Origin of the sequence: Rhodobacter sp. SGA-6-6 (assembly GCF_011043545.1) — a bacterium.
Lineage (GTDB): Bacteria > Pseudomonadota > Alphaproteobacteria > Rhodobacterales > Rhodobacteraceae > Pseudogemmobacter.
Window position 1 is genome coordinate 228284 of the sequence record NZ_JAAKGP010000005.1, and the last position, 24540, is coordinate 252823.

Here is a 24540-nt window from a genome sequence, read left to right on the forward strand (position 1 = left end):
GAAGGAGGAGGGGGCTGGCGTGACGCTGCTGACGGTGCGGTCGCTGACCAAGGTGTTTCCGGGCACGAAGGCGCTGGACGGCGTGGACTTCGACCTGCGCGCCGGCGAGATCCATGCCCTCCTGGGCGAGAACGGCGCCGGGAAATCCACGCTGATCAAGTGCCTGACCGGCGCCTATGCCCGCGACGCCGGCACCGTCACGCTGGACGGCCGCCCCATCGCGCCGCGGTCGACGGTGGAGGCGCAGGACCTCGGCATCGGCACGGTCTATCAGGAGGTGAACCTGCTGCCGAACCTGACCGTGGCGCAGAACCTGCTGTTCGGCCGCGAGCCGCGCCGCTTCGGCCTGATCGACAGCCGCGCCCTGCGGCGGCAGGCGCGCGAGGTGCTGACGCAATACGGGCTGGACCTGAACGTCGACCGCGACCTGGGCAGCTATTCGGTGGCGATCCAGCAGATCGTCGCCATCGCCCGCGCCGTCGCCCTGTCCGGCAAGGTGCTGATCCTGGACGAGCCGACCGCGAGCCTGGACGCCCGCGAGGTGGGAATGGTGTTCGAGGTGGTGCGGGGCCTGCGCGACCGCGGCCTGGGCATCGTCTTCGTGTCGCATTTCCTCGACCAGGTCTTCGCGCTGACCGACCGCATCACCGTGCTGCGCAACGGCCGCAGGATCGTGACCGAGGACACCGCCGCGCTGGACCGGATGAGGCTGATCGAGCACATGCTGGGTCGTGCGCTGGAGGACGAGGTGATGCACAGCCCGCCCCCCGCCCGCGGCCCCCGCGCGCCGATGCTGCGCTTTGCCGGCATGGGCCGGCGCGGCGCGGTGGAGCCCTTCGACCTGGCCGTGGGGCAGGGCGAGGTGGTGGGGCTGGCGGGGCTGCTCGGCTCCGGCCGGACCGAGACTGCCGAGACCATCTTCGGCCTGCGCCCGGCACAGACCGGCAGCGCCGCCGACGAGAACGGGCCGCTCCGCCTGGCCTCGCCCCGCGCGGCCATCGCGGCGGGCTTCGGCTTCGCGCCCGAGGACCGCAAGACCGACGGCATCGTCGCCGACCTGACGCTGCGGGAGAACGTCGTCTTGGGCCTGCAGGCCCGCCGCGGCTGGATGCGGCCGATCCCGCGGGCCGAGCAGAACCGGCTGGCCGAGGATTACATCAAGCGGCTGGACATCCGCACCTCGGGCCGGGAAAAGCCGGTGGGGGAGCTGTCGGGCGGCAACCAGCAGAAGGTGGTGCTGGCGCGCTGGCTGGCGATGAACCCGCGCTTCCTGATCCTGGACGAGCCCACCCGCGGCATCGACGTGGGCGCGCATGCGGAAATCCTGCACCTGATCCATGACTTGGTGGAACGGGGCATGTCGCTGCTGGTGATCTCTTCCGAACTGGACGAACTGATCGCGGTGTCGGACCGGGTGATCGTCCTGCGCGACCGCCGCCATGTCGCCGAACTGACCGGAGCGGAGATCTCCGGCGAGACGATCATGCGGGCCATCGCCGCGGCCCCCGCGGAAGGAGCGGCCTGATGCGCGCGGACCTCCGGCGGCTGGCGCCGCAGCTGATCGCCCTTGCCGCGCTGATCGCGCTGGTGACGGTGTTCTATCCCGGCTTCCTGTCGGTCACGGTGAACGACGGCCGGCTGGTCGGCCCGGTGATCGACGTGCTGAAGCGCAGCGCGCCGGTGGCGCTCTTGGCCGTCGGGATGACGCTGGTGATCGCCACCCGCGGCATCGACCTGTCGGTGGGCGCCACCATGGCGATCTGCGGCGCGGTGGCGGCGCTGGCCATCGCCTCGGGCTGGGGGATCGCGGCGGCCATTCTGCTGGCGCTGCTGGCCGGCGCGGCGGCGGGGCTGTGGAACGGCGCGCTGGTCGCCGCGGTCGGCGTGCAGCCCTTCGTCGCCACGCTGATCCTGATGACCATGGGCCGCGGCCTGGCCCAGCTGGTCACCGAGGGCCGCATCCTGACCTTCACCGACCCGGCCTTCGCCTGGATCGGCTCGGGCAGCTTCCTCGCCCTGCCGGTGCCGGCCTGGATCTGGCTGGCGGTGGCGGTGGCCGCCATCCTGATCATGCGCCGCACCGCGCTCGGGATGCTGATCGAAGCCATCGGCATCAACCGCCGCGCCTCGGCGCTGGCCGGGGTGAACGCGCCGGTGCTGCTGGTGGCGGTCTATGTCATCGCCGGGCTTTGCGCCGCGCTGGCGGGGATGATCGTCACCGCCGACATCCGCGGGGCCGATGCCAACAACGCCGGGCTCTGGCTGGAACTGGACGCCATCCTCGCCGTGGTGATCGGCGGCAATTCCCTGCTGGGCGGGCGGTTTTCCATCATGGCCTCGGTGATCGGGGCGCTGATCATCCAGACCATCTCCATCGGCATCCGGCTGGCCGGGTTCCCCTCGGAATACAACCTCGTCATCAAGGCGGTGCTGGTGCTGGTGATCCTTGTCCTGCAATCGCCCCGCATCGCCGCCGAGTGGCGGTTCTGGCGCGAGGGCCTGCGCCGCCGCCGCGAGGGCGCGCCCGCAAAAGGAGCCACGGAATGAACACCCGCGCCCTGCCGCTTTACGTCACCATCGCCATCTTCGCGCTGGCCTGGGTCGTCTGCTGGCTGCAGTTCCCGGCCATGGCCTCCACCCGGGTGATCGGCAACCTGCTGACCGACAACGCCTATCTGGGCATCGTCGCCGTGGGGATGACGCTGGTGATCCTGTCGGGCGGGATCGACCTCTCGGTCGGCTCGGTCATCGCCTTCTCCGGCGTCTTCATCGCGGTGATGCTGCGCGACACCGGGCTGCACCCCTTGGCGGTCTTCGCGCTGCTGCTGGCGCTGACCACCGCCTTCGGCGCGGCGATGGGAGGGCTGATCCACGGGCTGGCGATGCCCGCCTTCATCGTCACCCTGGCGGGGATGTTCCTGGCCCGCGGCGCGGCCTACCTGCTGTCCATCGACTCGGTGCCGATCCAGCACGAGTTCTACAAGACCCTGCAGGGCGCCTACTGGCTGATGCCCGGCAAGGGGCGGCTGACGCTGATCGGGGTGCTGATGCTGGCGGTCTTCGTCCTCGGCATGGTGGTGGCGCACCGGACCCGCTTCGGCGCCTCGGTCTATGCGCTCGGCGGCGGCGAGGCGACGGCGCGGCTGATGGGGGTGCGGCAGGGGCGGACCACGGTGCTGGTCTATGCCTTCTCCGGCCTGATGGCCGGGCTTTCGGGGATCGTGTTTTCGATCTACACCGGCTCGGGCTATTCGCTGGCCACGGTGGGGACGGAACTGACCGCCATCGCCTGCGTCGTCATCGGCGGCACGCTGCTGACCGGCGGGGCGGGCTATGTGATCGGGACGCTGGTGGGGGTGCTGACCATGGGGCTGATCCAGACCTACATCGTCTTCGACGGCAGCCTGTCGTCCTGGTGGACCAAGATCGTGATCGGCATCCTGCTGCTGGCCTTCATCCTGCTGCAGAAGGGGCTGGTGCGGCTGTCGCAGGCCCGGATGGCGGCATGAGCCTGTCCGGTTTCGGCGTCACCCCGGACGGCCGCCCGGTCGAGGCCGTCGCCCTGCGCGGGCCGCGGCTGGCGGCGCGGGTGCTGACCCTGGGCGCCACGGTGCAGGACCTGCGGCTTGCGGGCGTGGCGCATCCGCTGGTGCTGGGGTTCCCCACCGCGGAGGCCTATTTCGGCCCCGGCCTCTATGCCGGCGCGCTGGTCGGGCGCTTCGCCAACCGGCTGGCCGGCGGGCGGTTCATCATCGACGGGAAGGAGTATCGGGCCGACCGCAACGAAGGCGGCCGGACCCTGCTGCACGGCGGGTCGGACGGCATCCACCACCACATCTGGAGCATCGCCGATCTGGCCGCGGACCGGGTCACCCTGACGCTGGAGCTGCCGGACGGCCACATGGGCTTTCCCGGTGCCCTGTGCATCCGGGCGGAGATCTCGGTCGCCGGGGACGCGCTGGCCTTCGACCTGCAAGCCACGACCGACGCCCCGACCCTGTGCAACCTGGCCCATCACGGCTATTTCGCGCTGGATGACAGCGGCGACGCCCGCGGCCACCTGTTGCAGGTCGCGGCCGACCATTACCTGCCGGTCGACGCCGACCTGATCCCGACCGGAGAGATCGCCCCCGTCGATGGCACCCGCTTCGACTTCCGCCGGCCCCGCGACCTGCGCGGCGGCGACTATGACCACAACCTCTGCCTCGCCCCCGCCCGCGGCCCGCTGCGGCCGGTCGCCGCGCTGACCGGCCGGACCGGCCTGCGGATGCAGGTTGAGACCACCGAGCCCGGCCTGCAACTCTACGACGGCCGGCATTTCGACGGCGCGGCCGGGCTGGACGGCCGCCGCTACGGTCCCCATGCCGGCCTGGCGCTGGAGACGCAGGGCTGGCCCGACGCGCCCAACCATCCCGGCTTCCCCGACGCGGTGCTGCGCCCGGAGCAGGACTACCGCGCCGTCACCCGCTACCGCTTCGGCCGCTGAAGGGCAAGGACCGCCGCCCTTCCCGCGCTGGACAGGGGCCGGTCCTCTCGCCTAGGCTTTCCCTGCGGGAAACCTTCCCCGGCGAGGAACCGACCAAGCGCCATGCCAGCATCGCCTTCCCCCGGCCCCTCCGCCCCTCCGCTGATCTCGGTCATCCTGCCCTGCCTCGACGAGGAGGAGGTTCTGGGCGAGACCCTCGCCCGGCTGGACCGGATGGCGGCGGACCAGCCGGGCTGCCGGTTCGAGTTCGTCTTCGTCGACGACGGCTCGCGCGACGGCACCGCGGCGATCCTGCGCGCCGCCGCCGCCCGCGACCCCCGGGTGCGGCTGCTGCGCTTCGCCCGCAACTTCGGCCAGCAGATCGCGGTCTCGGCCGGGATCGAGGTCGCCCGCGGCGATGCGGTGGTGCTGATGGACGCCGACCTGCAGGACCCGCCCGAGGTGGTGGGCGAGATGGTCGCGCTGTGGCGGCAGGGCTTCGACGTGGTCTACGGCACCCGCAGCGCCCGGCCCGCCGACGGCATGGTGAAACGCGGCACGGCGCGGCTGTTCTACGCCGTGATCAACCGCCTTTCCGAAGTGCCGATCCCCAGCGACACCGGCGACTTCCGGCTGATGAGCCGTCCGGTGGTGGAGGTGCTGCGCCGGATGCCCGAACGCCACCGCTTCATCCGCGGCATGGTCAGCTGGGCCGGCTTCCGCCAGACCGCGCTGCACTACGAGCGGCCCGAGCGCTTCGCCGGCCGCACCAAATACCCGTTGCGCAAGATGCTGGCCTTCGCCGCCGACGGGATATTGTCCTTCTCGATCAGACCCTTGCAGCTGTCCATCGCCCTCGGCCTGGTGGCGGCGGGGCTGGCGCTGCTGGGGATCGGCTATGCGCTTTTCATGCGCATCTTCACCTCGATCTGGGTCGAGGGCTGGACGGCGCTGATGCTGGCGGTGCTGTTCATGGGGGGCGTGCAGCTGCTGTGCCTCGGCATCCTCGGCGAATATGTCGGGCGGATCTACAGCGAGGTGAAGCGCCGCCCGCTTTACGTCGTGGCCGAGCGGGCGGGCTTCGACGAAGGCGAGGGCTGATGCGGCGGGGGGCGCATCTGCTCCTGGGGCTGGCGCTGGCGGGCCTCTGCGGCTGGCTGGTGCTGCGCGATCTGGACTGGCGCGCGCTGGCGGCGGCGCTGGCGGCGCCCGACCTGCGCTGGCTGGCGCTGGCGCCGGTCTTCCTCGCGGCGGGCTATGCCTGCCGGGTGGCGCGCTGGCGGGCGATGCTGGCGACCGCCCGGCCCGGCCTCGGGCTGGGGCGCTGCGCGGTGCCGCTGCTGGGCTCGATCGCCGCCAACAACCTGCTGCCGCTCCGCATGGGCGACGTGCTGCGCTGCGTCGGCTTCTCGCGCTGGCTGGGGCTGGACGCGGGCACGATCACCGCCACCGTTCTGGTGGAGCGGCTGCTGGACCTGCTGACCGTGCTTCTGGCCTTCGGGCTGGCGCTGCTGGTCCTTGCCCCCGGCCGGGCGCTGGTCGGCGCCGGGGCCGGGGCGCTGGTGGCGCTCGGCCTCGCCGCGCTGGTGCTGCTGCTCGCCCCCGGCCTGCTGCGCCCGCTGGTCCGGCTGGCGGAGGCCGGGCTGCGCCGCATCCGCCCCGGGGCGGGGGCCGCCTTCGCCCGCTTCGCCGAGCCGCTGCTGGCCACGCTGGCGCGGGGCCGCCGGATGCCGGGGCTGATCCTGTGGTCCGCCGCCGCCTGGGGCTGCGAGGGCGCGGTCTACTGGGCCGTGGCCAAGGCGCTGCCGGCGATCACCGCCCCGATGGCCGCCTGGCTGGCGATGCCGGCGGGGACGCTGGCGACGCTGCTGCCCTCCACCCCCGGCCATGTCGGCACCTTCGACTATTTCGCCATCCGGGCCGCCGAAAGCCTCGGCAATTCCGCCGCCGCCGCCACCGCCTTCGCGGTGCTGGTCCATGCCGTGCTCTACCTGACCACCACGCTGGCGGGCAGCCTGTGCCTGCTGGTCTGGCGCCTGCGCGCCGCGCCGCAGGACGCCCGGGCATGAGCCATGTGCTGATCCTCGGCGCCGGCTTCACCGGCCTTGCCGCCGGGCTGGACCTCGCCCGCGCCGGGCATCGCGTCACCCTGCTGGAGGCCGAACCCTTCGTCGGCGGCCTCGCCGGGGCCTTTGACACCGGCGGCGCGCGGCTGGAGCGGTTCTACCACCACTGGTTCACCTCGGACACCGCGATCATGGACCTGGTGCGGGAGCTGGGGCTGGAGGGCGAGATCACCACCCGCGCCACCGCGACCGGCGTCTGGCACAACCGCAGCCTCTACCGCCTGTCCTCGCCGCTGGACCTGCTGCGCTTCACCGCGCTGCCGTTCCACGACCGGATCAGGCTGGGCCTGCTTTACCTGCGCGCCCGGCGCATCCGCGACTGGCGGGCGCTGGAGGGGGTGACGGCGGCCGACTGGCTGCGGCGACTGGGGGGCGAGACCGTCTGGCGGGTGATGTGGCAGCCGCTGATTCAGGGCAAGTTCGGCCCCCATGCCGACGAGATTTCCGCGGTCTGGATCTGGAACAAGCTGAAGCTGCGCGGCGGCTCGCGCGGGGCGAAGGGCGAGGAGCGGCTGGCCTATTTCCGCGGCTCCTTCGCCCGGCTGGCCGAGGAGACCGCCGCCGCCATCCGCGCCGCGGGCGGCGAGGTGCGGACCGGCGCGCCGGTGACGGCGCTGGAGCGCGGCGCGGGCTGGACCGCCCGCGGCCCCTGGGGCGAAGTCACCGGCGATGCGGTGATCGCCACGCCGGCGCCGGCGGTGCTGGCCGACCTGCTGGAACCTGCCGGGCAGGCGGAGGCAGGGGCGCTGGCGGCGCTGCGCCGCATCCCCTATCTCGCCAACCTCTGCCTGGTGCTGGAACTGGACCGGCCGCTGAGCGGGACCTACTGGCTGAACGTCAACGATCCCGGCTTCCCCTTCGTCGGCGTGATCGAGCACACCAATTTCGAGCGGCCCGAAAGCTATGGCGGCCGCCACATCGTCTATCTGTCCAGATACCTGCCGGTGGAGGACCCGCTCTGGCAGATGCCCGACGATCGGGTGCTGGCATATGCCCTGCCGCATCTGGCGCGGATGTTCCCGGCCTTCCGCCCCGACTGGGTGCAGCGCCATCACGTCTGGCGCGCCCGCTGGGCGCAGCCGGTGGTGGGGCGGCATTATTCCGCGCTGATCCCGCCCGCCGAGGGGCCGCTGCCCGGCCTGTTCCCGGCCTCGATGGCGCAGATCTACCCAGAGGACCGCGGCACCAACCATGCCGTGCGTGATGGGCGCCGCGTCGCCGCCCGGGTGATCGGCAGGCTGGGCCATGGCTGACCTCCTGCGCGCGCTGCGCCCGCATCACTGGGTCAAGAACCTGCTGGTCTTCCTGCCGATGGTCGCCGCGCATCGCTGGGCGGAGTCCGCGCTCTGGCTGTCCGCCGCGCAGGCCTTCGCCGCCTTCTGCCTGTGCAGCTCGGCGCTCTATCTGGTCAACGACCTGATCGACCTGGCCGACGACCGCGCCCATCCGCAGAAGCGCCACCGCCCGCTGGCCGCCGGACGGCTTTCGCCCCGGACCGCCCTTGCCGCCGGTGCCGCGCTGCTGGCCGCGGCGCTGCTGCTGGCCGCGGCGGCCGGGGCGCTGGCGCAGGTCGCCGGCTATGCGCTGGCGGCGCTGGCCTATTCGCTGTGGCTCAAGACCCGGGCGCTGGCCGACCTGTTCTGGCTGGTCGGGCTTTACCTGCTGCGGGTGCTGGCGGGGGCGGCGGCGACCGGCATCCAGCCTTCGGACTGGCTGCTGGCGCTCAGCGCGCTGGTCTTCGCCTCGCTTGCCTGTGCCAAGCGCTGCGCCGAACTGACAGGGGCCGCAAGCGGCGCGCTGCCGCTGCCGCGCCGCCGCGGCTACCGGGTCGAGGACCGCGGGCTTCTGACCACCGCCGGCCTTGCCGCCGCCTTCGCCACCCAGATCGTGCTGCTCCTCTACCTGCAGGAGGCCGCGGCGGGGGCGCTTTACCCGCGGCCGGGCTGGCTGATGCTGGCCGGGGCGGTGATCCTCGGCTGGCTGATGCGGGTCTGGCTGCTGGTCGGGCGCGGACGGATGCAGACCGATCCCATCGTCTTCGCCCTGCGCGACCCCGCCAGCCTTGCCGCGGGGCTGGCGCTGGCCGGCTGTTTCCTGCTGGCGGCGGGCTGAGGGATCAGCGGGCGCCGCGCCGCGCCCAGAGCAGCAGCCCGGCCAGCGCCGCAAGGGCCGCGAAAAGCGCCAGCGGCAGCGCCCCGCCCGGGCCACCCCCGGCGCCGGGCACCACCGGCACATCCACCGGCGTGGGGGTGGCGGTCGGCGCGGTGGTTACCGTGGGCGTCACCGGAGGCGGTGTCGGTGTTGGCGTGACGGTGGGCGTGACCGGCGGTGGCGTCGGGGTCGGCGTGACGGTGGGCGTGACCGGCGGCGGCGTCGGTGTGGGCGTGACGGTGGGCGTCACCGGCGGCGGTGTCGGGGTGGGCGTGACGGTGGGCGTCACCGGCGGCGGTGTCGGGGTGGGCGTGACGGTGGGCGTGATCGGCGGCGGTGTCGGGGTGGGCGTGACGGTGGGCGTGATCGGCGGAGGCGTCGGTGTGGGCGTGGCGGTCGGCGTGACCGGCGGCGGTGTCGGGGTCGGCGTGACGGTGGGTCCGATCGGCGGGGTCGGCGTCGGCGTGACCGTCTGGGCCTCGGCCGCCAGTGCCAGCGCGCAGAGGCCAGGTCCGGCAAGGCCAATTCGCAGGATCGACCGGAACGTCATGGAACTGCCTCGCGCTGACATGCCTCTCGGGCGCCGAGGATAGCACAATCGCCTTCCCGCGCAACGAACTCTGCAGCGGGGTCAGCCCGGGCAGGCACCGGGCGGAATCCGCAGGATCGACCCGCCGGCCGAGGCATGGACCTCGGCGCCGAGGGCGCGCAGCCCGGCCTCGTCCAGCTCCGGGTAGCGGGCGCGCTCTTCCCGGCCGAGGATGACGTAGCGGATGCCGTAGCGGGCGGCGATCCGGCAGCGGGCGGCCGGGTCGGCGGTGGTGTAGAACAGGTCCACATCGGCGGCCCGCGCCAGCGCCGGGCCGGCCGCGCCGCGCCACAGCCATTCGTGCCCGGTCCAGCCGATCACCGCCGGCTGGCCGGTCATCGCCGAGACCCGGGCGCCGCCGGTGAAGGCGTCCGAGGAGGCCTCGACCAGCGCCTCGCCGGGGGCCAGCGGCAGGCGGTCCGCCGCCTCGATCAAGGCGCGCTCGTTGCCGAGAAAGGCGAGGCCGTCGAGGCTGCGGATGGTGGACAGCGGCGCCTGGACATGCGGCAGATAGGCCAGCGTCGCGACCAGCGGGGCCAGCGCGGCCAGCCCCGCGAGCGTCCAGCCGCCGCGCCGCGCCAGCACCGGCGCCAGCACGGCCAGCCCGGCGGCCACCAGCAGGGTCTGCGCCCGGAAGGCCAGCTTGAACATGGTGTTGGCGCGGGCGAAGTCGGCGCCGTAGATGTCCTTCAGGTAAAGCGTCTCGGGCAGGGCGACCAGCAGCAGCCCCGCCGCCGCCATGACGGTGATCGGCAGCAGCGGCGGCGCCGGCGCGCGGGCCAGCGCCAGCGCCGGGATCAGCAGCAGCGCCGGCAGGACATGGCCCCAGACCACCAGCAGCTGCCACGGCGGCGTGCGGGCGGGCGCCGCGGCGATCCCCTCGGCGAAGGGCCGGAAGCCGGCCAGGAAGGGCGCCGCCGCCAGCGCCGCCGCCGCCAGCGCAATCACCGCCGCGCCCCCCAGCCCGTCGGCCCGGATGCGGAAGGGCAGGGGCGAGGGCCGCGCCAGCAGCACCGCCAGCGCCACCAGCGCCATCAGCCCCAGGATCGCCAGGTCCCAGCTGTTCACGGTGAAGGCGACCCCGAGCATCCAGCCGAACCCGGCCGCCTGCACCGGGCCGGGCAGCGCTCCGGCCAGTCCGCGGCGCAGGATCGACAGCACCAGCACCGCGGCCAGCAGGAACAGCGGCGTCGCCAGCACATGGGCGTGCATGTCGCCTACCGTGTAGGCGTAGGAGGTGAACTCGGTGAAGGCCTTGTCCGGCCCCTCGGGGTCGAAGCCGATGAAGCGGGTCGAATCGGGGTAGTAGAAGCTGTCCTTGGTGGTCGGCATCCAGCCGCGGACCAGCTGGTAGAGGACGGAATGGCCGTTGCCGCCGTAGACCGCCAGCAGCCCCGCCGTTCCTCCCAGCACCGCCTGCATCCGCCGCCCCCAGGGCGCCGCCAGCCGCGCGGTCAGCAGGCCCGCGCCAAGCGCGGTCAGGGCGAAGAGGGTGGCCATCGCCAGCTGGTAGCCATGGGCGGCGCCGACCCCGGCCAGCTTGGCCCAGGCCGCCGCCATCGCCTGGCCGACGTAGTAGTAATTGACCGGATGGCCGGCGAACCAGGCGTCCTGCGGCGGCATCGCCTCGGCCCGCATCGCGGCGGCGAGGAAGGCCATGTCGGTGAACTTCTCCAGCCCCGACAGGCCGGCATTGTTCAGCCGCACCGCGAGGCCGAGCCAGAACAGGACGGCGAACGCGGCCTCCAGCGCCAGGAAGCCGCGCCAGTCGAAGGGCCGCAGGCCGAGGCGCAGCGCCAGCAGCGCCAGCGCCAGCAGCCCGGTGGCCGCCGCCGCGCCGAAGGGCAGGATCTGGAACGAGGCCAGCAGCCAGGGCACCCAGCCCACGACCAGCCAGCCGAGCAGCTTGCCGGCGATCCAGCCGCCTTCGCCCGGCATCAGCCGCAGCGCCAGCGGGCGGGCCAGGACGGTCGCCAGCGCCAGCCAGGCCAGCCAGCGCAGCACCTCGGCCCAGTCGGCGGCGGGAAGCGCGCCCATCATCGCGGGCGCTCCCATGCCGCGGCCAGCGCCGCGGGCGTGCAGTCGCCGGGCGGGGCGGACAGGCGGTCGGCCAGGGTGGCGGCGTCCAGCCGCTCCTCGTTGCGCAAAAGGATCACCTGGGGCCGGTCGAAGACGCTGCGGGTCTCCTCGGCGGCGAGGTCGGGTTGCAGCAGCGGGCCGAAGGGACTGGCGCGGCGGAAGAGGGCGACGGGGCGCCAGCCCAGGTCGCCCGCTGTCAGCGCGGCGTAATAGCCGCAGGCCAGCGGCGCGGCGGGATGGCCCGGCAGCACCGCCCAGTTGCGGCGGCTGGCGACCAGCATCCAGTCGGAAGCCGCCAGCACCCCGGCCAGCGCCGCCGGGTCCGGGTCCTCCAGCGGCAGGACCAGCGTTTCCAGCCCGGCGGTCTGCGGGCTGTCGTAGGGCTCCACCGCCAGCCTTGCGCCGGGGGCGGCGCGGGTGCGCAAGGCGGCCTCGGCCAGCACCCGCGGGTCGGTGGCCTGATAGCTGGCGGCGAGGTCGAGGCCGGTGACCGCCATCAGCGCCAGCCCGGCCCCGGCCAGGGCGCGCGCGGTCTGCGACGGCAGGGCCAGCAGCCGCGCCGCGCCGAGGCCGGCCAGCACCAGTAGCGCCGGGAACAGCGGCGCGAGGTAGCGGAAGAAGGCGGCGTGCCAGCCGAAGCTCAGCCCCGCATAGACCAGCGCGAAGGCGAGGCCCGGCACCAGCCCCCGCAGCCGATCCGCCGGTGCCAGCAGGCCGAGCGCGGCCAGCGCCAGCCCCGCCCCCGCGGTCGCGCCCCAGAGCTGGCGCAGCTGGAACAGCGGGCCGGAGCCGGCGGCGAACTGCCGGGTCCAGAACACCTCCAGGCTGCCGTCGACCACCCCGCGCTCGAACCGCATCACCGCCAGCCAGTCGGCGGGGGCGAAGATCAGCGAGGGCACGGCCGCCAGCGCCAGCGCTGCGGTCAGCGGCAGCGCCCAGGCCAGCGTGCGCAAGCTGGGTCCGAGGGGACGGCGTGTCACCGCCAGCGCGGCCAGCGGGATCACCGCCGCCGCCAGCGCCGAGGTCTTGATGCCGAAGCCCGCCGCCAGCAGCAGCGCCGAGGTCAGGGCGAGCCCGGAGTTGCCGATCTCGCCCCGCTGCCAGCGCAGGGCCTGCAGCCACAAGAGGGCGGTCAGCAGCACCAGCGCGCTTTCGGTGGTGCCGAAATGCGCCCATTGGATCAGCGGCGCCGAAGTGGCGGCGATCAGCGCGGTCGCCAGCATCGCCGGCTGGCCCGCCAGCCGCAGGGCGATGGCCGCCATCGCCCAGACCGAGACGGCGGAGAACAGCGCCGACAGCACCCGGGCGGCGGCGCGCAGGCAGGGCTCGGCCGAGGTGTCGCAGAAGGGCGCGGCGGCCAGTTTCGGCAGCCAGAGGGCAAGGTCGTTGTAGGCATGGAACGCGGGGATCCAGCGGCCCGGCCCCAGGGCGGCGGCGGCGCGGACCAGGTTGCCCTCGTCCGGGTGCAGCCCGCGGCCCTGGTCCCAGTCCAGCCCCTGCAACCGCAGCACCAGCGCGGCCAGCAACAGGGCGGGAAGCAGCCCGCGGCTCATGCCGGTTTCCGCGGAGGCGCGGCGATCAGCAGCGGCAGCACCAGAAGGTTGAAATGCACCAGCGTGTTCTGCGCCAGCCGGACCAGCGCCTGCGCCGCGGCGGGCGGGGTGAAGTCGACCGGCAGGAAGGCGCCGCTGCCGTCGGGGACCAGCAGGGTGGCGGGGGCATGGGCCTCGGCCAGGCTCCAGACCGCGGTGAAGGCGCCGGCGACCAGCGCCAGCGGAAAGGTCACCGCGGCCAGCGCCAGTCCTCCCGGCCGGCGCGCCAGCAGCACCGCCGCCAGCACCACCGGCGCGCCGAGGGCGAAGTCCGTCGGGCGCAGCGGGGCGAGGTAGAGGCTGATCTGCCCGCCCTCGGTCGAGGCCAGCAGGTTGGTCCCCAGGCTCCATCCCCCGGCGCGCTCGGCGAGGCGGCCGATCTCGGGCGCGGGCAGGGCCGAGAGCAGCAGGTCGGCCGCCTTCGCCAGCGGCAGGCTGAGCAGGTCGGCCAGCGGCAGCCACAGCGCCGTCAGCGGCAGCGCGATGAGCAGCAGCCGGGTCGCCCGGGCGGCGGGCAGCAGGCAGAAGGCCAGCAGCGCCACGGTCAGGAAGGGGAAGATCCCGGCATGGACGGTGTCGAAGGCCGCGGGCGCATGGGCCAGCAGCAGCGCCAGCACGGCGATGCGGAGCAGGTTGAACACCTGGATCGCCGCCAGCCCGAGCGCCAGCCGCGCCAGCCCGCCGCGCAGCGCCGCCAGCCCGGCGGCCAGCGAGATCGCCAGCCCGTGCCCGTCGCAGACCGCGCCGACGCGGATCGCCCAGCCGTCGGGGCTGCGCAACTCGGCGCCCCGGCGAAGAATCTCCGGCTCGAACAGGTGCAGCAGCGGCGCGACGGCGATGGCCAGCGCCCCGGCGACCGCATCGCTGAGCGCCTTGCCGGCGGCGCTGTCGGCGAAGGCGAAGCCCGCCGCCAGGACGGCCAGCGCCAGCGCCGTCTCGGCCGTCGCCCGCAAGCGTCAGAACCGGACGGTATAGCTGAACCGGGCGTCCAGCCCCTCGAAGCCGTCCTCGCCGAAATTCGACCCCAGCCCGAGGTCGAAGCCGGACCGCGCCCCGCTTTGTTGCAGGCCGAGGCCCAGCCGTCCGCTCCAGTCGCGGTCGTCGCCGGGGTCCAGCACCGCGGGCAGGCCGGAACTGCCGGCCAGGCGGAACCAGGTCTCGGCGTCCAGATAGGGCCGCAACTCGCCGGGCCGGCCCCAGGCGCTGCGGGCCGACAGCTTGCCGGACAGCTGCTCGCTGGTGAAGCCGGCCACCGCGGTGCCGCCGCTTTCGGTATAGGCGTCGTTCTTCTGGTTCACGTAGAGCAGGCCGAAACCAAGGGTGATCTCGGCCAGGTCGGTGCGGAAGACGTAGTCGCCGCTGAGGTCGACGAAGCTGCGGCGGGCGCCGAAGCTGCCGGTCACCGCGCCGTTGCCGCGGCTGACGTCGTAGTCCATCTCCATCAGCCCCAGGATGCCGGTCAGGAACAGCCGGTCGCCGGCCCGGTGGTCCACCCCGACGGCGATGCCGATGCCGTCGGCCTCGATCCGGCCGCTGTTGTAGGGGGTGTCGACGTCCAGCCGCTCGGCCAGCAGCCCGCCGAAGACCAGGGTGCGCCCGTCGATGGCATGGCCGAGGAACAGGGTGCCGATGCCGAGGCTGCCGTCCAGCCGCCCGGTGTCGAGGTCGCGGTGGTCGTAGCCGAAGGCCAGCGGCATGTCGCCGCCGACGACGCCCGCGCCCGAGACCCGGCCTGAGGTGGAGACGAAGACCGCGCCGCCCGTCCCTTCGCGCAGCGGCACCACATGCGCCTTGATCGAGCGCACGATCATGCCGGTGGCGATCTCGGTCTCCTCCGGCAGGGCGGTGGCGGCGGAGCCGGGAATGTTGTCGGCCGAGGCGGGAAGGGTGCCGAGGAGGAGGATCAGGGCGGTGAGAAGGCCGCGGAGCCGGGCAAGGACGGAATGCTGCATGTTCGGCGCCATGAAAGCTGATTTTGGCGATGCTAGCAGCGATGTTGCGATTTTCCAAATGCAATGGGCGGGAGGCTGTGAAAAAACCACGGGGTGAGAACCGACCGGAAGGGTGCCTTGCCCGCCTCCCGCCTCGACCCGCCGCTGCCCGTGCTGCTGGCCGCCACGCTGATCTTCGGGGCGGCGGTCTGGCTGCGGCTTTCCGGCGTGGCCTGGGACGGCTGGGCCAACCTGCACCCGGACGAGCGGCACATGATCTTCGTCGCCCAGGACCTGCAACGCAGCCTGGCCGCGGCGCTGGAGCGGGGGCAGGGGGTCTGGTCGGTCTGGTTCGGGCCGGAGCAGGTGCTGGATCCTCGGGCCGAGGGGCGGCTGCATGTCTACGGCGACCTGCCGCTCTTGGCGCTGGTCTGGCTCGGCCGGGCGGCGGGGATGGCGGACTGGGGCTCCACCCTCTGGCTGGGCCGCAGCCTGACCGCGGTGGTCGAGGCCGGCTCGGTGCTGGCGGTCTTCGTGCTGTCGCGGCAGTTGGGGCTGCCGGCGCGGGCGGCGCTTACGGCGGCGGCGCTGCTGGCGCTGGCGCCGACGCCGTTGCAGCTGTCGCTGTTCTTCACCGCCGATGCCTGGCTGGCGGCCTTTTGCACCTGGACGCTGGTGGCGCTGGTGGCGCTGGCCCGGGGCGGCGATCCGCGGGCGGCGCTGGCGGCGGGGGCGCTGGCCGGGCTGGCGGCGGCCTGCAAGCTGACCGCCGTCGCCCTGGTGCTGCCGGCGCTGGCGGCCCTGGCGCTGGTCTGGCGGGGGCAGGGCGGCCGCGCGGCGCTGCGCGGGCTGGTGCTGGGGGTGGCGGCGGGGCTGGTGGCCTTCCGCATCGCCAACCCTTCCGCCTTTGCGGGCGGTGGGTTCTGGGACCTGCGGCCCTCGGCGGCGATGATCGCCGATTTCCGGGAGCTGGCCGATCTGATGGCCAGCCCCGACATCCCGCCGAACTGGCAATGGCTGGCCGGCTATCCCGCCGCCGCGCTGGCCCGCGACGCGGCGCTGTTCGGCACCGGGCCGGTGCTGGCGCTTCTGGGCCTTGCCGGGCTGTGGCGGCCGCGCGGGGCGGTCTGGGTGGCGGTGGCGGCGCTGGCCGGGCATCTGCTGATGAACGCCACCAGCGAGCTGAAGATCCTGCGCTACCTGGCGCCCGCGGTGCCGGTGATGGCGGTGCTGGCCGCCGGCCCGCTGGCGCGGCTGTCCCCTGCCGTGCTGGCGGTGGCGCTGGCGGCGGCGGGCTGGTGGGGCAGCGGCACGCTGCGGCTGCACGACGGCCAGCACCCGCGGCTGATCGCCACCGAATGGCTGCGCGGCCTGCCGCCCGGCACCGCCCTCGGCGTCGAGACCGGCTGGGACGAAAGCCTGCCGGTGGTGCAGGCCTTCCCGGGCGGGGACTGGAGCACGCCGCCCGGCCCCTTCGCCCAGGTGCCGCTGAACCTGACCGACCCCGATGGGCCCGACACCGCCGCCCGGCTGGCCGCGGCGCTGGCGCAGGCGGATTATCTGGTGATCTCCTCCGGCCGCCAGATCGAGGTGCTGCCGCGGCTGCCGCAGCGCTTCCCCACCGTCGCCCGCTACTACGCCGCGCTGCTGGCCGGGGAACTGTGCTTCGCCCGTGTCCTGCATCTCGACCGCGGCTATCCGCTGCCGCTCTGGCGGCTGGACGACGGCTTCGCGCAAGAGGCCTGGCGGGTCTACGACCACCCGGTGGTGCAGATCTGGCGGAAGCAGCCCTGCTTCGACCGCGAAAAAGCCGAACGCCTGCTGTCGGGCGCGGGGCCATGAGGCTGTCGGGCTGGGGCCGCTATCCGGTGCTGGAGGCCCGGACCCATGCGCCGCGGGATGCCGCGGCGCTGCGGCAACTGGTGGCCACCGCGCCGCCGCTGATCGCCCGCGGCAACGGCCGGGCCTATGGCGACTCGGCGGTGCATCCGGCCGCCACGGTGGAGATGCGCCGTTTCGACCGGATGATCGCCTTCGACCCGGCCTCGGGGCAGCTGGTGGCCGAGGCCGGGGTGCTGCTGGCCGACATCATCGCCGCCTTCCTGCCCCGCGGCTGGTTCCCCCTGGTCCTGCCGGGAACGAAGTTCGTCACCCTGGGCGGCGCCATCGCCGCCGATGTCCACGGCAAGAACCACCACCGGGACGGCAGCTTCCGCGCCTGCGTCGACTGGCTGGAGGTGATGGGGCCGGAGGGCGAGGTCCGCCGCTGCTCGCGGCAAGAGGACCCGGCGCTGTTCGACCATACGCTGGGCGGGATGGGCCTGACCGGCATCGTCCTGCGCGCCGCCCTCCGCCTGCGCCCGGTGGAGACCGGGTGGATCCGCCAGACCACGGTCGCCGCGCCCTCGCTGGCCGCCACGATGGCCGCGCTGGAAGCGGCGGAGGCAACCTATTCCGCCGCCTGGATCGACGGGTTCGCCACCGGCGCCGGCCTCGGCCGCGGGCTGGTGATGCTGGGGGAGCACGCCCTTCGCGCCGATCTGCCGCCGGGGCAGGCACCGTTCCCGGCCGGGCCGCGGCGCAGGCTGTCGGTGCCGCTGGACCTTCCCCACTTCGCGCTGAACCGGCCCGGCCTGCGGGCCGCCAATGCGCTTTATTATCGGACGGGCGGGCGCAAGGCGGGCAGCCGGCTGGTGGGATGGGACGGGCATTTCCATCCGCTGGATGCCCTTCACGGCTGGAACCGGCTTTACGGCCGCCGCGGCCTTGTCCAGTTCCAATGCGTTCTGCCGCCCGCCCGGGCCGAACCCGGCCTGGCGGCGCTGCTGGCCGAGACCGCCGGGGCGGGGGGCGGGGCGTTCTTGGCGGTGCTGAAGCGGCTCGGGCCGCAGGAGAGCGCTTTCTCCTTCCCGATGGAGGGCTATACGCTGGCGCTGGACTTCCCGGCGAACGAAAGGACGCTTGCCTTGCTGGACCGCCTCGACGCCATCGCGCTGGCCCATGGCGGCCGCTTCTACCTGGCGAAGGACGGAAGGATGAGCGCCGCGACCCTGCGCGCCTCGGACCCGCGGGTGGAGGGGTTCCGCGCCTTCCGCGAGGCCCGCGGCCTGACGGGCCGGTTCCGCTCGGCCCAGTCGGAAAGGCTGGGGCTGTGAGGGCCCCCGTCCTGATCCTGGGCGCGCGGTCGGACATCGGCCGGGCGGTGGCGCATGAATTCGCCGCCCGCGGCCACCCGCTGCAACTGGCCGCCCGCGATGCCGCCGGGCTGGAGCCGGACCGGGCCGACATTTCCCTGCGCCACGGCGTCGCCGTCACCCTGCACGAGTTCGACGCGCTGGCGACGGCGACCCATGACGCCTTCGTCGCGGGCCTGCCGGAGCTGCCCGGGATCGCGGTCTGCGCCGTCGGCCTGATGGGCCGGCAGGAGGAGAGCGAGCGCGACATCGCCGCCGCCCTGCGGGTGATGCGCAGCAATTACGAAGGCCCGGCCGGCATCCTGGCCGTGCTGGCCAACCGCTTCGAGGCGCGCGGCAGCGGCACGCTGGTCGGCATCAGCTCGGTCGCGGGCGAGCGGGGGCGGGCGGCGAATTACGTCTACGGCTCGGCCAAGGCCGGGTTCACCGCCTTCCTCTCCGGCCTGCGCAACCGGCTGGCGCGGCGCGGCGTCCATGTCGTGACCGTGCTGCCGGGCTTCGTCGCCACGCGGATGACCGAGGGCATGGCGCTGCCGCCGCGGCTGACTGCGCAACCGCAGGATGTGGCCCGGGCCATCGCGCGGGCGGTGGAGCGGGGGCGGGACGTGGTCCATGTCCGCCCGGTCTGGCGGCTGGTCATGGCGGCGATCCGGGCGATCCCCGAGCGGATCTTCAAGCGGATGCGGATCTGACGCCCGGGCTCTGGCGCCCGGCCCGGCGAAGGTGCAAGGAAGCACTTGATGCGCCGCGCCGACCCGTTCAACGTGGAGGCGAGGTGCCGCGGGGGGCTGCTGCTGGCGAAAGCCCGTGCGAGGGAAGACCGGATGGAACGACACAGCGCCGCAATCAGGGTGGTCAGGGACCTGATCGTCAGGCCGCCGGGCGAGATCGCGGCCGGCCTGCGGCAGGCGCTGGCGGACCTGTCGCGCCTTCTCGACCTCGGCCGCTGCTGGCTGTTCCTGCCCGGGCCCGGCGGCGCTTTCGGCCCCGGCGGAGAGGAGGCCGCGGTCTGCACGGCGCAGGAGCTGTTCGCGGCCGTGCCCGCCGCCATGGTGATCGACGGGCCGGAGCGGCTGGCCGCGGCGCCCGGGCTGCGGGCCTTCCTGGCCGACCGCGGTGCCGGGCGCTGTGTGCTGTCGCCGCTGGTCGAGAACGGTGCGCTGGCCGGCCTGCTGTGCCAGGAGGCCGCCGCGGCGCATTCCGACCGCAGGAGCCTCGACCTCGCCGCCGAATGCGCCGCGCTGCTGGCCCAGATCCTGGCGCGGGCGCGCGAGGATCTGCAGCGCGCGGAAACCTCGGCCCGGCTGACCGCCACGCTGGAGGCGATGCCCGACCTGCTGTTCGAGATCGACAGCAGCGGCCATTACACCGGCTTCGTCTCCGGCCCCCGCCACACGCTGCTGCTGAAGCCCGAGGATTTCATCGGCCGCGAGGTCGGCGAGGTGCTGCCCCCGGACGTCGCCGAGATCGCCCGCAAGGCGGTCCGCCGGGTGCTGAGGGACGGCGAGGCCAGCGACATCACCTACGAGATCGACCTGCCCGACGGCCGCCACAGCTATGAGGTCCGCGGCGCCCGCAAGCCCGCCACCGGCCCGGGAGAGGAGCCGACGGCGATCTTCCTCGTCCGCGACATCACCCGCGAGCAGGCCCTGCGCGAGGAACTGCGCCGGCTGGGCAGCGTGACCCGGGCGATGAGCAACCTGGTGGTGATCGTCGACACCGAACTGCGGGTGACCTGGATCAACCCCGCCTTCGAGCGTCAGGTGGGATGGTCGCTGGACGAGATCCGCGGCAGGAAGATCACCGACCTGGTCCGCTGCGAGGAAAGCGATCCCGAGGTCGTCGCCGCCGTGGCGAAGGCGATCGAGGAGGTGCGGCCCTTCAGCGGCCAGATGATCAACAAGGACCGCCACGGCGGCCGCTACCACGTCGATTTCAACATCCTGCCGCTGCGCGGCGCCGACGGGCGGCTGCAGGGCTTCGTCTCGGTCGAGACCATCGTCACCGAGCTGAAGGAGCAGAAGATCGCGCTGGAGCGGCTGGCGCGCGAGGCGGCGGCGGCGCAGAACCGGCTGGAGAACGCGCTGAACGCGCTGCCCGACAGCATGATGATCTTCGATGCCGACCGCCGGCTGGTGATCGGCAATCCCGCGCACCGCCATGCCTTCGAGCGGCTGGCCGACATCCTGAAGCCCGGACTTCGGCTGGAAGACCTGCTGCGGATCGCCATGGAGCGGGGCTATTTCGACGGGCCGGCGGACCCGGCCGAGGTCGGCCCCTTCCTGGAAAACCTGATGCAGCCCTACCGGCAGGCCAGCTACAGCGACGAGTTCCAGCTGAAGGACGGCCGCTGGTTCCGCCGGGTGAACAAGGAGACGGCGGACGGCGGCCTGGTCACCGCGATGATCGACATCACCGCCCGCCAGCGCCACATGGCCGAGCTGGACGCCGCCAACGAACAGCTGTGGCGGTCGCTGGAACAGCGCGAGCTGGCCGAGCGGCGGCTGAGCAGCATCATGGACGCCACCCGCGTCGGCACCTGGACGCTGGACCAGAACACCCATCAGATGTCGGCCTGCGAGCATTGGGCCCGCATCATCGGGCTGGAGGGGCCGCTGGCGCTGTCCCATGCCGAATTCCTCGACCTGGTGCATCCCGAGGACCGGCCGATGCTGCAGGACGACACGCCGCAGCAGACCAGCGCGCTGTCGCCCGACGTGTTCGAGCACGAGTTCCGGATGCGCCACCGCGAGGGGCACTGGGTCTGGGTTCTGTCGCGCGGCCGCATCATCCGCCGCGACGAGGAAGGGCGGCCGGTGCTGTTCGACGGCGTGGACATCGACATCAGCGAGCAGAAGCGGCTGGAGATGGAGATCCGCCGCAGCGACGCGCTGCTGAAGTCGGCGCTGGAAAGCAACGTCGCCGCCGTCGCCATCTACGGCAGCGACGACATCCTGCTCTACTGCAACCCCGAGGCCGAGCGGATGTTGCAATTGCAGCCCGGGCTGCTCTACGGCCGGCGGATGGACCGGCCGCTCTGGACGATGGAGCGGCTGGACGGCCAGCGCCTGTCCTACGAGGAGGGGCCCTGCAGCATGGCCCGCCGCGCGGGCCGGCTGCTGCGGGGCCTGCGCTTCGCCATCCGCTGGGCCGACGGCCGCCGCCAGGTGCTGACCTGCAACGCCACCCCCTTCGCCGCCGGCGACGGACAGACCCATACCGCGGTCTCGTTCTGGGACAGCACCGAGGAACTGGCGGTGACCGAGAAGCTGCAGGAGGCGCTGGCCAATGCCGAGGCGATGAGCCGGTCGAAGTCGATCTTCCTCGCCAACATGAGCCACGAGATCAGGACGCCGCTGAACGGCGTCCTCGGCCTGGCCGAGGTGCTGAGCCTGCAGATCAAGGACCCCGAGCAGAGCCGGATGATCGCCACCATCCGCCGCTCGGGCGAGACGCTTTTGTCGGTGCTGAACACTATCCTCGACATGTCGAAGATCGAGGCCGGCAAGATCGAGCTGGAGCGGATGCCGCTGCGGCTGCTCGACATCCTCCAGCAGGTCGAGGCGGTCTATTCCGTGCTGGCCGAGGAGAAGGGGCTGGACTTCGAGGTGATCACCTCGGCCGGGGCCGAGCTGACGCGGATCGGCGACCCGCACCGCATCCAGCAGATCCTCGGCAACCTCCTCAGCAACGCGATCAAGTTCTCCTCCGAGGGCGGGGTGACGCTGACGGTTTCCTGCCGGCCGGGCCGGCCGGTGGTGTTCTCGGTCGCCGACACCGGCATCGGCATGACGCCGGACCAGTGCGCCCGGGTCTTCACCAGCTTCGAGCAGGCCGACGAGAGCGTCAGCCGCAGGTTCGGCGGCACCGGCCTCGGCCTGTCGATCGTGCGCGAACTGGTGCACCTGATCGGCGGCACCATCGAGCTGGAAAGCGAACCCTGCGTCGGCACCACGGTGCGGGTGACGCTGCCCCTGCCGCCGGCCGACGCGGAAGGCGCGATTCCGCCGATGCCGCAGCCGGCCAGGGTTCCGCCGGCCGCGGAACCGGCCTTGGTCACAACATTGCCTCAATCTGACCACGATCTTTCGACAAAGATACCCAAAGGTTGAAACTGTCCGGAAACCGTCAATCTTGGATCGTGCCCCACCGGCTGCCCCCCGATCCGCCGGTTTCCAGATGAAGAGGTGCGAAGATGAGAATCCTTGCCGTCGATGACGAACCCCTGTTCCTCGAGCTGCTCGAGGCCGCGCTGCGGGATCTCGGCTTCACCGATGTGACGCCGATCTATTCGGCGAAGGAGGCGCTGCGCGAGCTGGAAGCGGGCAAGAAGGGGTTCGACTGCATCCTGCTGGACATCCGGATGCCGGGGATGAGCGGGGTCGAGCTGTGCCGCAACATCCGCGCCATCGCCGGGCACAAGCGCACGCCGATCATGATGGTGACTGCGCTGACCGACCGCGCCTATATCGACGACGCCTTCGCCGCCGGGGCCTCGGACTACCTGACCAAGCCGCTGGACCCGCTGGAGCTGAAGGTGCGGATGTCGATGATCGAGCGGCTGATCGCCGAGCAGTCGCGCAACATCTTCCTGGAGCAGAGCGTCGAGGCCTCGGCCGAGGACGACGATGCCGAGGACGACATCGACACGCTGGACTTCGACTTCGCCGCCGCGGTGCCGATGCCGGGGCTGGACCGGATCATCGACTGGCCGGCGATGGAGAACTATCTCTCCAGCCTGCCGGTCAAGGACAGCTATGCCGCCGCGGTCTTCGCAGTGTCGATCCGCAATGCCGCCGCCTTCTTCGCCTGCGCCTCGCGCGTGGACTACATGAACATGCTGCACGACCTGGGCGTCACGCTGGAATCCGTGCTGAAGCGGCACGAGGCGATGATCTCGCACGCCGGGCGGGGCGTCTTCGTGGTGGCGACCATCGGCACGCAGGAGCCGGACGTGCAGCGGATCGAGGGGCAGATCCGCGAGCGGCTGGAGGACTACCGGCAGATCTACGACCGGGACGGGCTGCCGATGCCGGAGATCGCGGTGGGACAGGCGGTGCGCAAGTCGCTGTTCTCGCGGCCGAATGCCGGCGACCTGCTGCGCGCGGCCATGGCCTCGGTCGAACGGCCGGCCGTGCTGTTGCCCGCGGCCGCCGTGCTGCAGACCGCCTGAAGGGGTCCGGGGAAGGCGCCGCAAGGCGACAGGGGCATCGGCGGGTTGCGGGCGGGGTGGCGGTTTTTTGCTGTATCTCCGCCGCAGGTTATTGAACCCCCGCCGGGACCTTGTATCTAGGGCCGGTCGCCCATAGCCTTCCCATTGCCTTGCCTCGGTGCGCGGGTTCCGGCATGGAGGGCCGCCGGAGACCGATCGCCGACCACGCGATGTGCTTTTGTGACAGTATTTCGTGATGTTGTGGGTCTGGTTTCCGTCCCCTGCGGGGCAGGGCCCTTGGGCAATCGACTTCAGAATGGACCAAACGTGAGCGCCAGTTCTTTCAGGCCGGTGGATGTCCTTCGCCAGATCGAGGACGAGTTCGGGGCGAAGGCAGAAAGCGTCGGTGCGACCTTCGAGGCCTTCAGCAGCCTTGGCAGCGACAGGGGCCGCAAGGGCGACGGCGAGACGCTGGCCCGGATCCTGCGCCAGATCGTCGGGCCGGCGCCCTTCGGCTCGGCCGCCAGCAGCCTGCGGCTGAAGGTCTCCGCCAAGAGCGGCAAGCCGGTGGTGGTCGAGATCGTCTCGGCCGCCGACCGGCTGACCGTGGGCGCCGAGACCGCGGCGCTGGTGGCGGGGATGAACGGCACCGTCAGCGAGACCGCCGGCGCGGCCGGCGGCACCGTGCGGGTGACGCTGCCGCTGGACGAGGCCGAGTCCGATGCGGTGGAGCCCGAGGCCCTGCCGCAGGAAGAGAACGCCAGCCTGGCCGGCACCCGCATCCTGATCGCCGACGACAGCCCGACCAACCGGCTGGTGCTGGAGGAGATGCTGGCCGACACCGGGGCCGGGCTGGTCAGCGTCAACGACGGCAAGGAGGCGCTGGACGCCTGGCGCGCCTCGCCCTTCGACCTGCTGCTCCTGGACATCTCGATGCCGGTGATGGACGGGGTGACCGCGATCCGCGAGATCCGCGCCGCCGAGCAGGAGCGCGGCGTGCCGCCCACCCCCGCCATCGCGGTGACGGCGAATGCGCTGGTCAACCAGGTCGCCGACTATCTGGTCGCCGGCTTCGACACCCATCTCGCCAAGCCGTTCCGCCGCAAGGACCTGATGCACGCGATCCTGACCCTGCGCCGGTGACCCGCGCCTCACGGATGACATTTTTCTTTGTCATCTGGCTGTTGCGCGCTATAGGGGCGGTGCCTTTCGCCCGCGCCCCCGTAACCTCCTGGAAGAGGGATCTCGATGCCGGAGAGTG

The 24540-nt window shown here is 72.8% G+C and carries 20 protein-coding genes; 15 read left to right on the plus strand and 5 right to left on the minus strand.

Annotated elements, in window-relative coordinates:
• Positions 1–19: 19 nt before the first annotated feature.
• The 8 genes from G5B31_RS11710 (at position 20) to G5B31_RS11745 (ending at position 8703) form a co-directional block, all read left to right on the plus strand.
• Positions 20–1525 (plus strand): sugar ABC transporter ATP-binding protein, encoded by a 1506-nt coding sequence (locus G5B31_RS11710; RefSeq protein ID WP_346763910.1) that lies wholly within the window; start codon positions 20–22, stop codon positions 1523–1525.
• On the plus strand, positions 1525–2547 hold the full coding sequence (locus tag G5B31_RS11715) for an ABC transporter permease (RefSeq protein ID WP_165017724.1): 1023 nt from the start codon (positions 1525–1527) through the stop codon (positions 2545–2547). Before G5B31_RS11710 ends, G5B31_RS11715 begins: the two co-directional genes overlap by 1 nt.
• Positions 2544–3509, plus strand: a complete 966-nt coding sequence (gene yjfF / locus G5B31_RS11720; RefSeq protein WP_165017727.1) for a galactofuranose ABC transporter, permease protein YjfF — start codon at positions 2544–2546, stop codon at positions 3507–3509. Before G5B31_RS11715 ends, yjfF begins: the two co-directional genes overlap by 4 nt.
• Positions 3506–4486 (plus strand): aldose epimerase family protein, encoded by a 981-nt coding sequence (locus G5B31_RS11725; RefSeq protein WP_165017730.1) that lies wholly within the window; start codon positions 3506–3508, stop codon positions 4484–4486. Before yjfF ends, G5B31_RS11725 begins: the two co-directional genes overlap by 4 nt.
• A gap of 102 nt (positions 4487–4588) precedes the next feature.
• Positions 4589–5566, plus strand: coding sequence for a glycosyltransferase family 2 protein (locus G5B31_RS11730; protein ID WP_165017734.1), 978 nt, complete (start codon positions 4589–4591; stop codon positions 5564–5566).
• Positions 5566–6534: a lysylphosphatidylglycerol synthase transmembrane domain-containing protein gene (locus G5B31_RS11735; RefSeq protein WP_165017737.1), complete on the plus strand. Its 969-nt coding sequence runs from the start codon at positions 5566–5568 to the stop codon at positions 6532–6534. The genes G5B31_RS11730 and G5B31_RS11735 overlap by 1 nt, the downstream gene beginning before the upstream one ends.
• Positions 6531–7844, plus strand: coding sequence for an NAD(P)/FAD-dependent oxidoreductase (locus G5B31_RS11740; RefSeq protein WP_165017740.1), 1314 nt, complete (start codon positions 6531–6533; stop codon positions 7842–7844). Before G5B31_RS11735 ends, G5B31_RS11740 begins: the two co-directional genes overlap by 4 nt.
• Positions 7837–8703, plus strand: coding sequence for a UbiA family prenyltransferase (locus tag G5B31_RS11745; protein ID WP_165017743.1), 867 nt, complete (start codon positions 7837–7839; stop codon positions 8701–8703). The genes G5B31_RS11740 and G5B31_RS11745 overlap by 8 nt, the downstream gene beginning before the upstream one ends.
• 4 nt (positions 8704–8707) lie before the next feature.
• Here the strand turns inward: G5B31_RS11745 and G5B31_RS21065 are convergent, their stop codons facing one another.
• Positions 8708–8875: a hypothetical protein gene (locus G5B31_RS21065; RefSeq protein WP_205911906.1), complete on the minus strand. Its 168-nt coding sequence runs from the start codon at positions 8873–8875 to the stop codon at positions 8708–8710.
• Here G5B31_RS21065 and G5B31_RS21070 point away from each other — a divergent pair.
• Positions 8865–9335: a hypothetical protein gene (locus tag G5B31_RS21070; protein WP_205911907.1), complete on the plus strand. Its 471-nt coding sequence runs from the start codon at positions 8865–8867 to the stop codon at positions 9333–9335. The genes G5B31_RS21065 and G5B31_RS21070 overlap by 11 nt on opposite strands.
• A 38-nt stretch (positions 9336–9373) precedes the next feature.
• Here the strand turns inward: G5B31_RS21070 and G5B31_RS11755 are convergent, their stop codons facing one another.
• The 4 genes from G5B31_RS11755 to G5B31_RS11770 are packed head-to-tail and all read right to left on the minus strand — an operon-like array spanning position 9374 to position 14954.
• Entirely contained in the window at positions 9374–11371 is a 1998-nt protein-coding gene (locus G5B31_RS11755) for a DUF2298 domain-containing protein (RefSeq protein ID WP_165017746.1), read from the minus strand.
• Positions 11368–12963: a hypothetical protein gene (locus G5B31_RS11760; protein WP_165017749.1), complete on the minus strand. Its 1596-nt coding sequence runs from the start codon at positions 12961–12963 to the stop codon at positions 11368–11370. Before G5B31_RS11760 ends, G5B31_RS11755 begins: the two co-directional genes overlap by 4 nt.
• Entirely contained in the window at positions 12960–13955 is a 996-nt protein-coding gene (locus G5B31_RS11765; RefSeq protein WP_165017752.1) for a hypothetical protein, read from the minus strand. The genes G5B31_RS11760 and G5B31_RS11765 overlap by 4 nt, the downstream gene beginning before the upstream one ends.
• 3 nt (positions 13956–13958) lie before the next feature.
• Positions 13959–14954, minus strand: coding sequence for an autotransporter outer membrane beta-barrel domain-containing protein (locus tag G5B31_RS11770; protein ID WP_165017755.1), 996 nt, complete (start codon positions 14952–14954; stop codon positions 13959–13961).
• A 117-nt stretch (positions 14955–15071) separates the two neighbouring features.
• Between G5B31_RS11770 and G5B31_RS11775 the strand changes: the two genes are divergently transcribed.
• The 6 genes from G5B31_RS11775 to G5B31_RS21460 all read left to right on the plus strand — a co-directional run bounded on the left by G5B31_RS11775 (position 15072) and on the right by G5B31_RS21460 (position 24422).
• Positions 15072–16775 (plus strand): glycosyltransferase family 39 protein, encoded by a 1704-nt coding sequence (locus G5B31_RS11775; protein WP_165017758.1) that lies wholly within the window; start codon positions 15072–15074, stop codon positions 16773–16775.
• Complete coding sequence (locus tag G5B31_RS11780) at positions 16772–18088, plus strand: FAD-binding oxidoreductase (protein WP_165017761.1); 1317 nt, start codon at positions 16772–16774, stop codon at positions 18086–18088. Before G5B31_RS11775 ends, G5B31_RS11780 begins: the two co-directional genes overlap by 4 nt.
• Complete coding sequence (locus tag G5B31_RS11785; protein ID WP_165017764.1) at positions 18085–18819, plus strand: SDR family oxidoreductase; 735 nt, start codon at positions 18085–18087, stop codon at positions 18817–18819. The genes G5B31_RS11780 and G5B31_RS11785 overlap by 4 nt, the downstream gene beginning before the upstream one ends.
• 48 nt (positions 18820–18867) lie before the next feature.
• On the plus strand, positions 18868–22239 hold the full coding sequence (locus G5B31_RS11790; protein WP_165017766.1) for a PAS domain S-box protein: 3372 nt from the start codon (positions 18868–18870) through the stop codon (positions 22237–22239).
• Between the two features lie 83 nt (positions 22240–22322).
• Entirely contained in the window at positions 22323–23300 is a 978-nt protein-coding gene (locus tag G5B31_RS11795; protein WP_165017769.1) for a PleD family two-component system response regulator, read from the plus strand.
• Between the two features lie 306 nt (positions 23301–23606).
• On the plus strand, positions 23607–24422 hold the full coding sequence (locus G5B31_RS21460; protein ID WP_165017772.1) for a response regulator: 816 nt from the start codon (positions 23607–23609) through the stop codon (positions 24420–24422).
• The last annotated feature ends 118 nt before the right edge of the window (positions 24423–24540 follow it).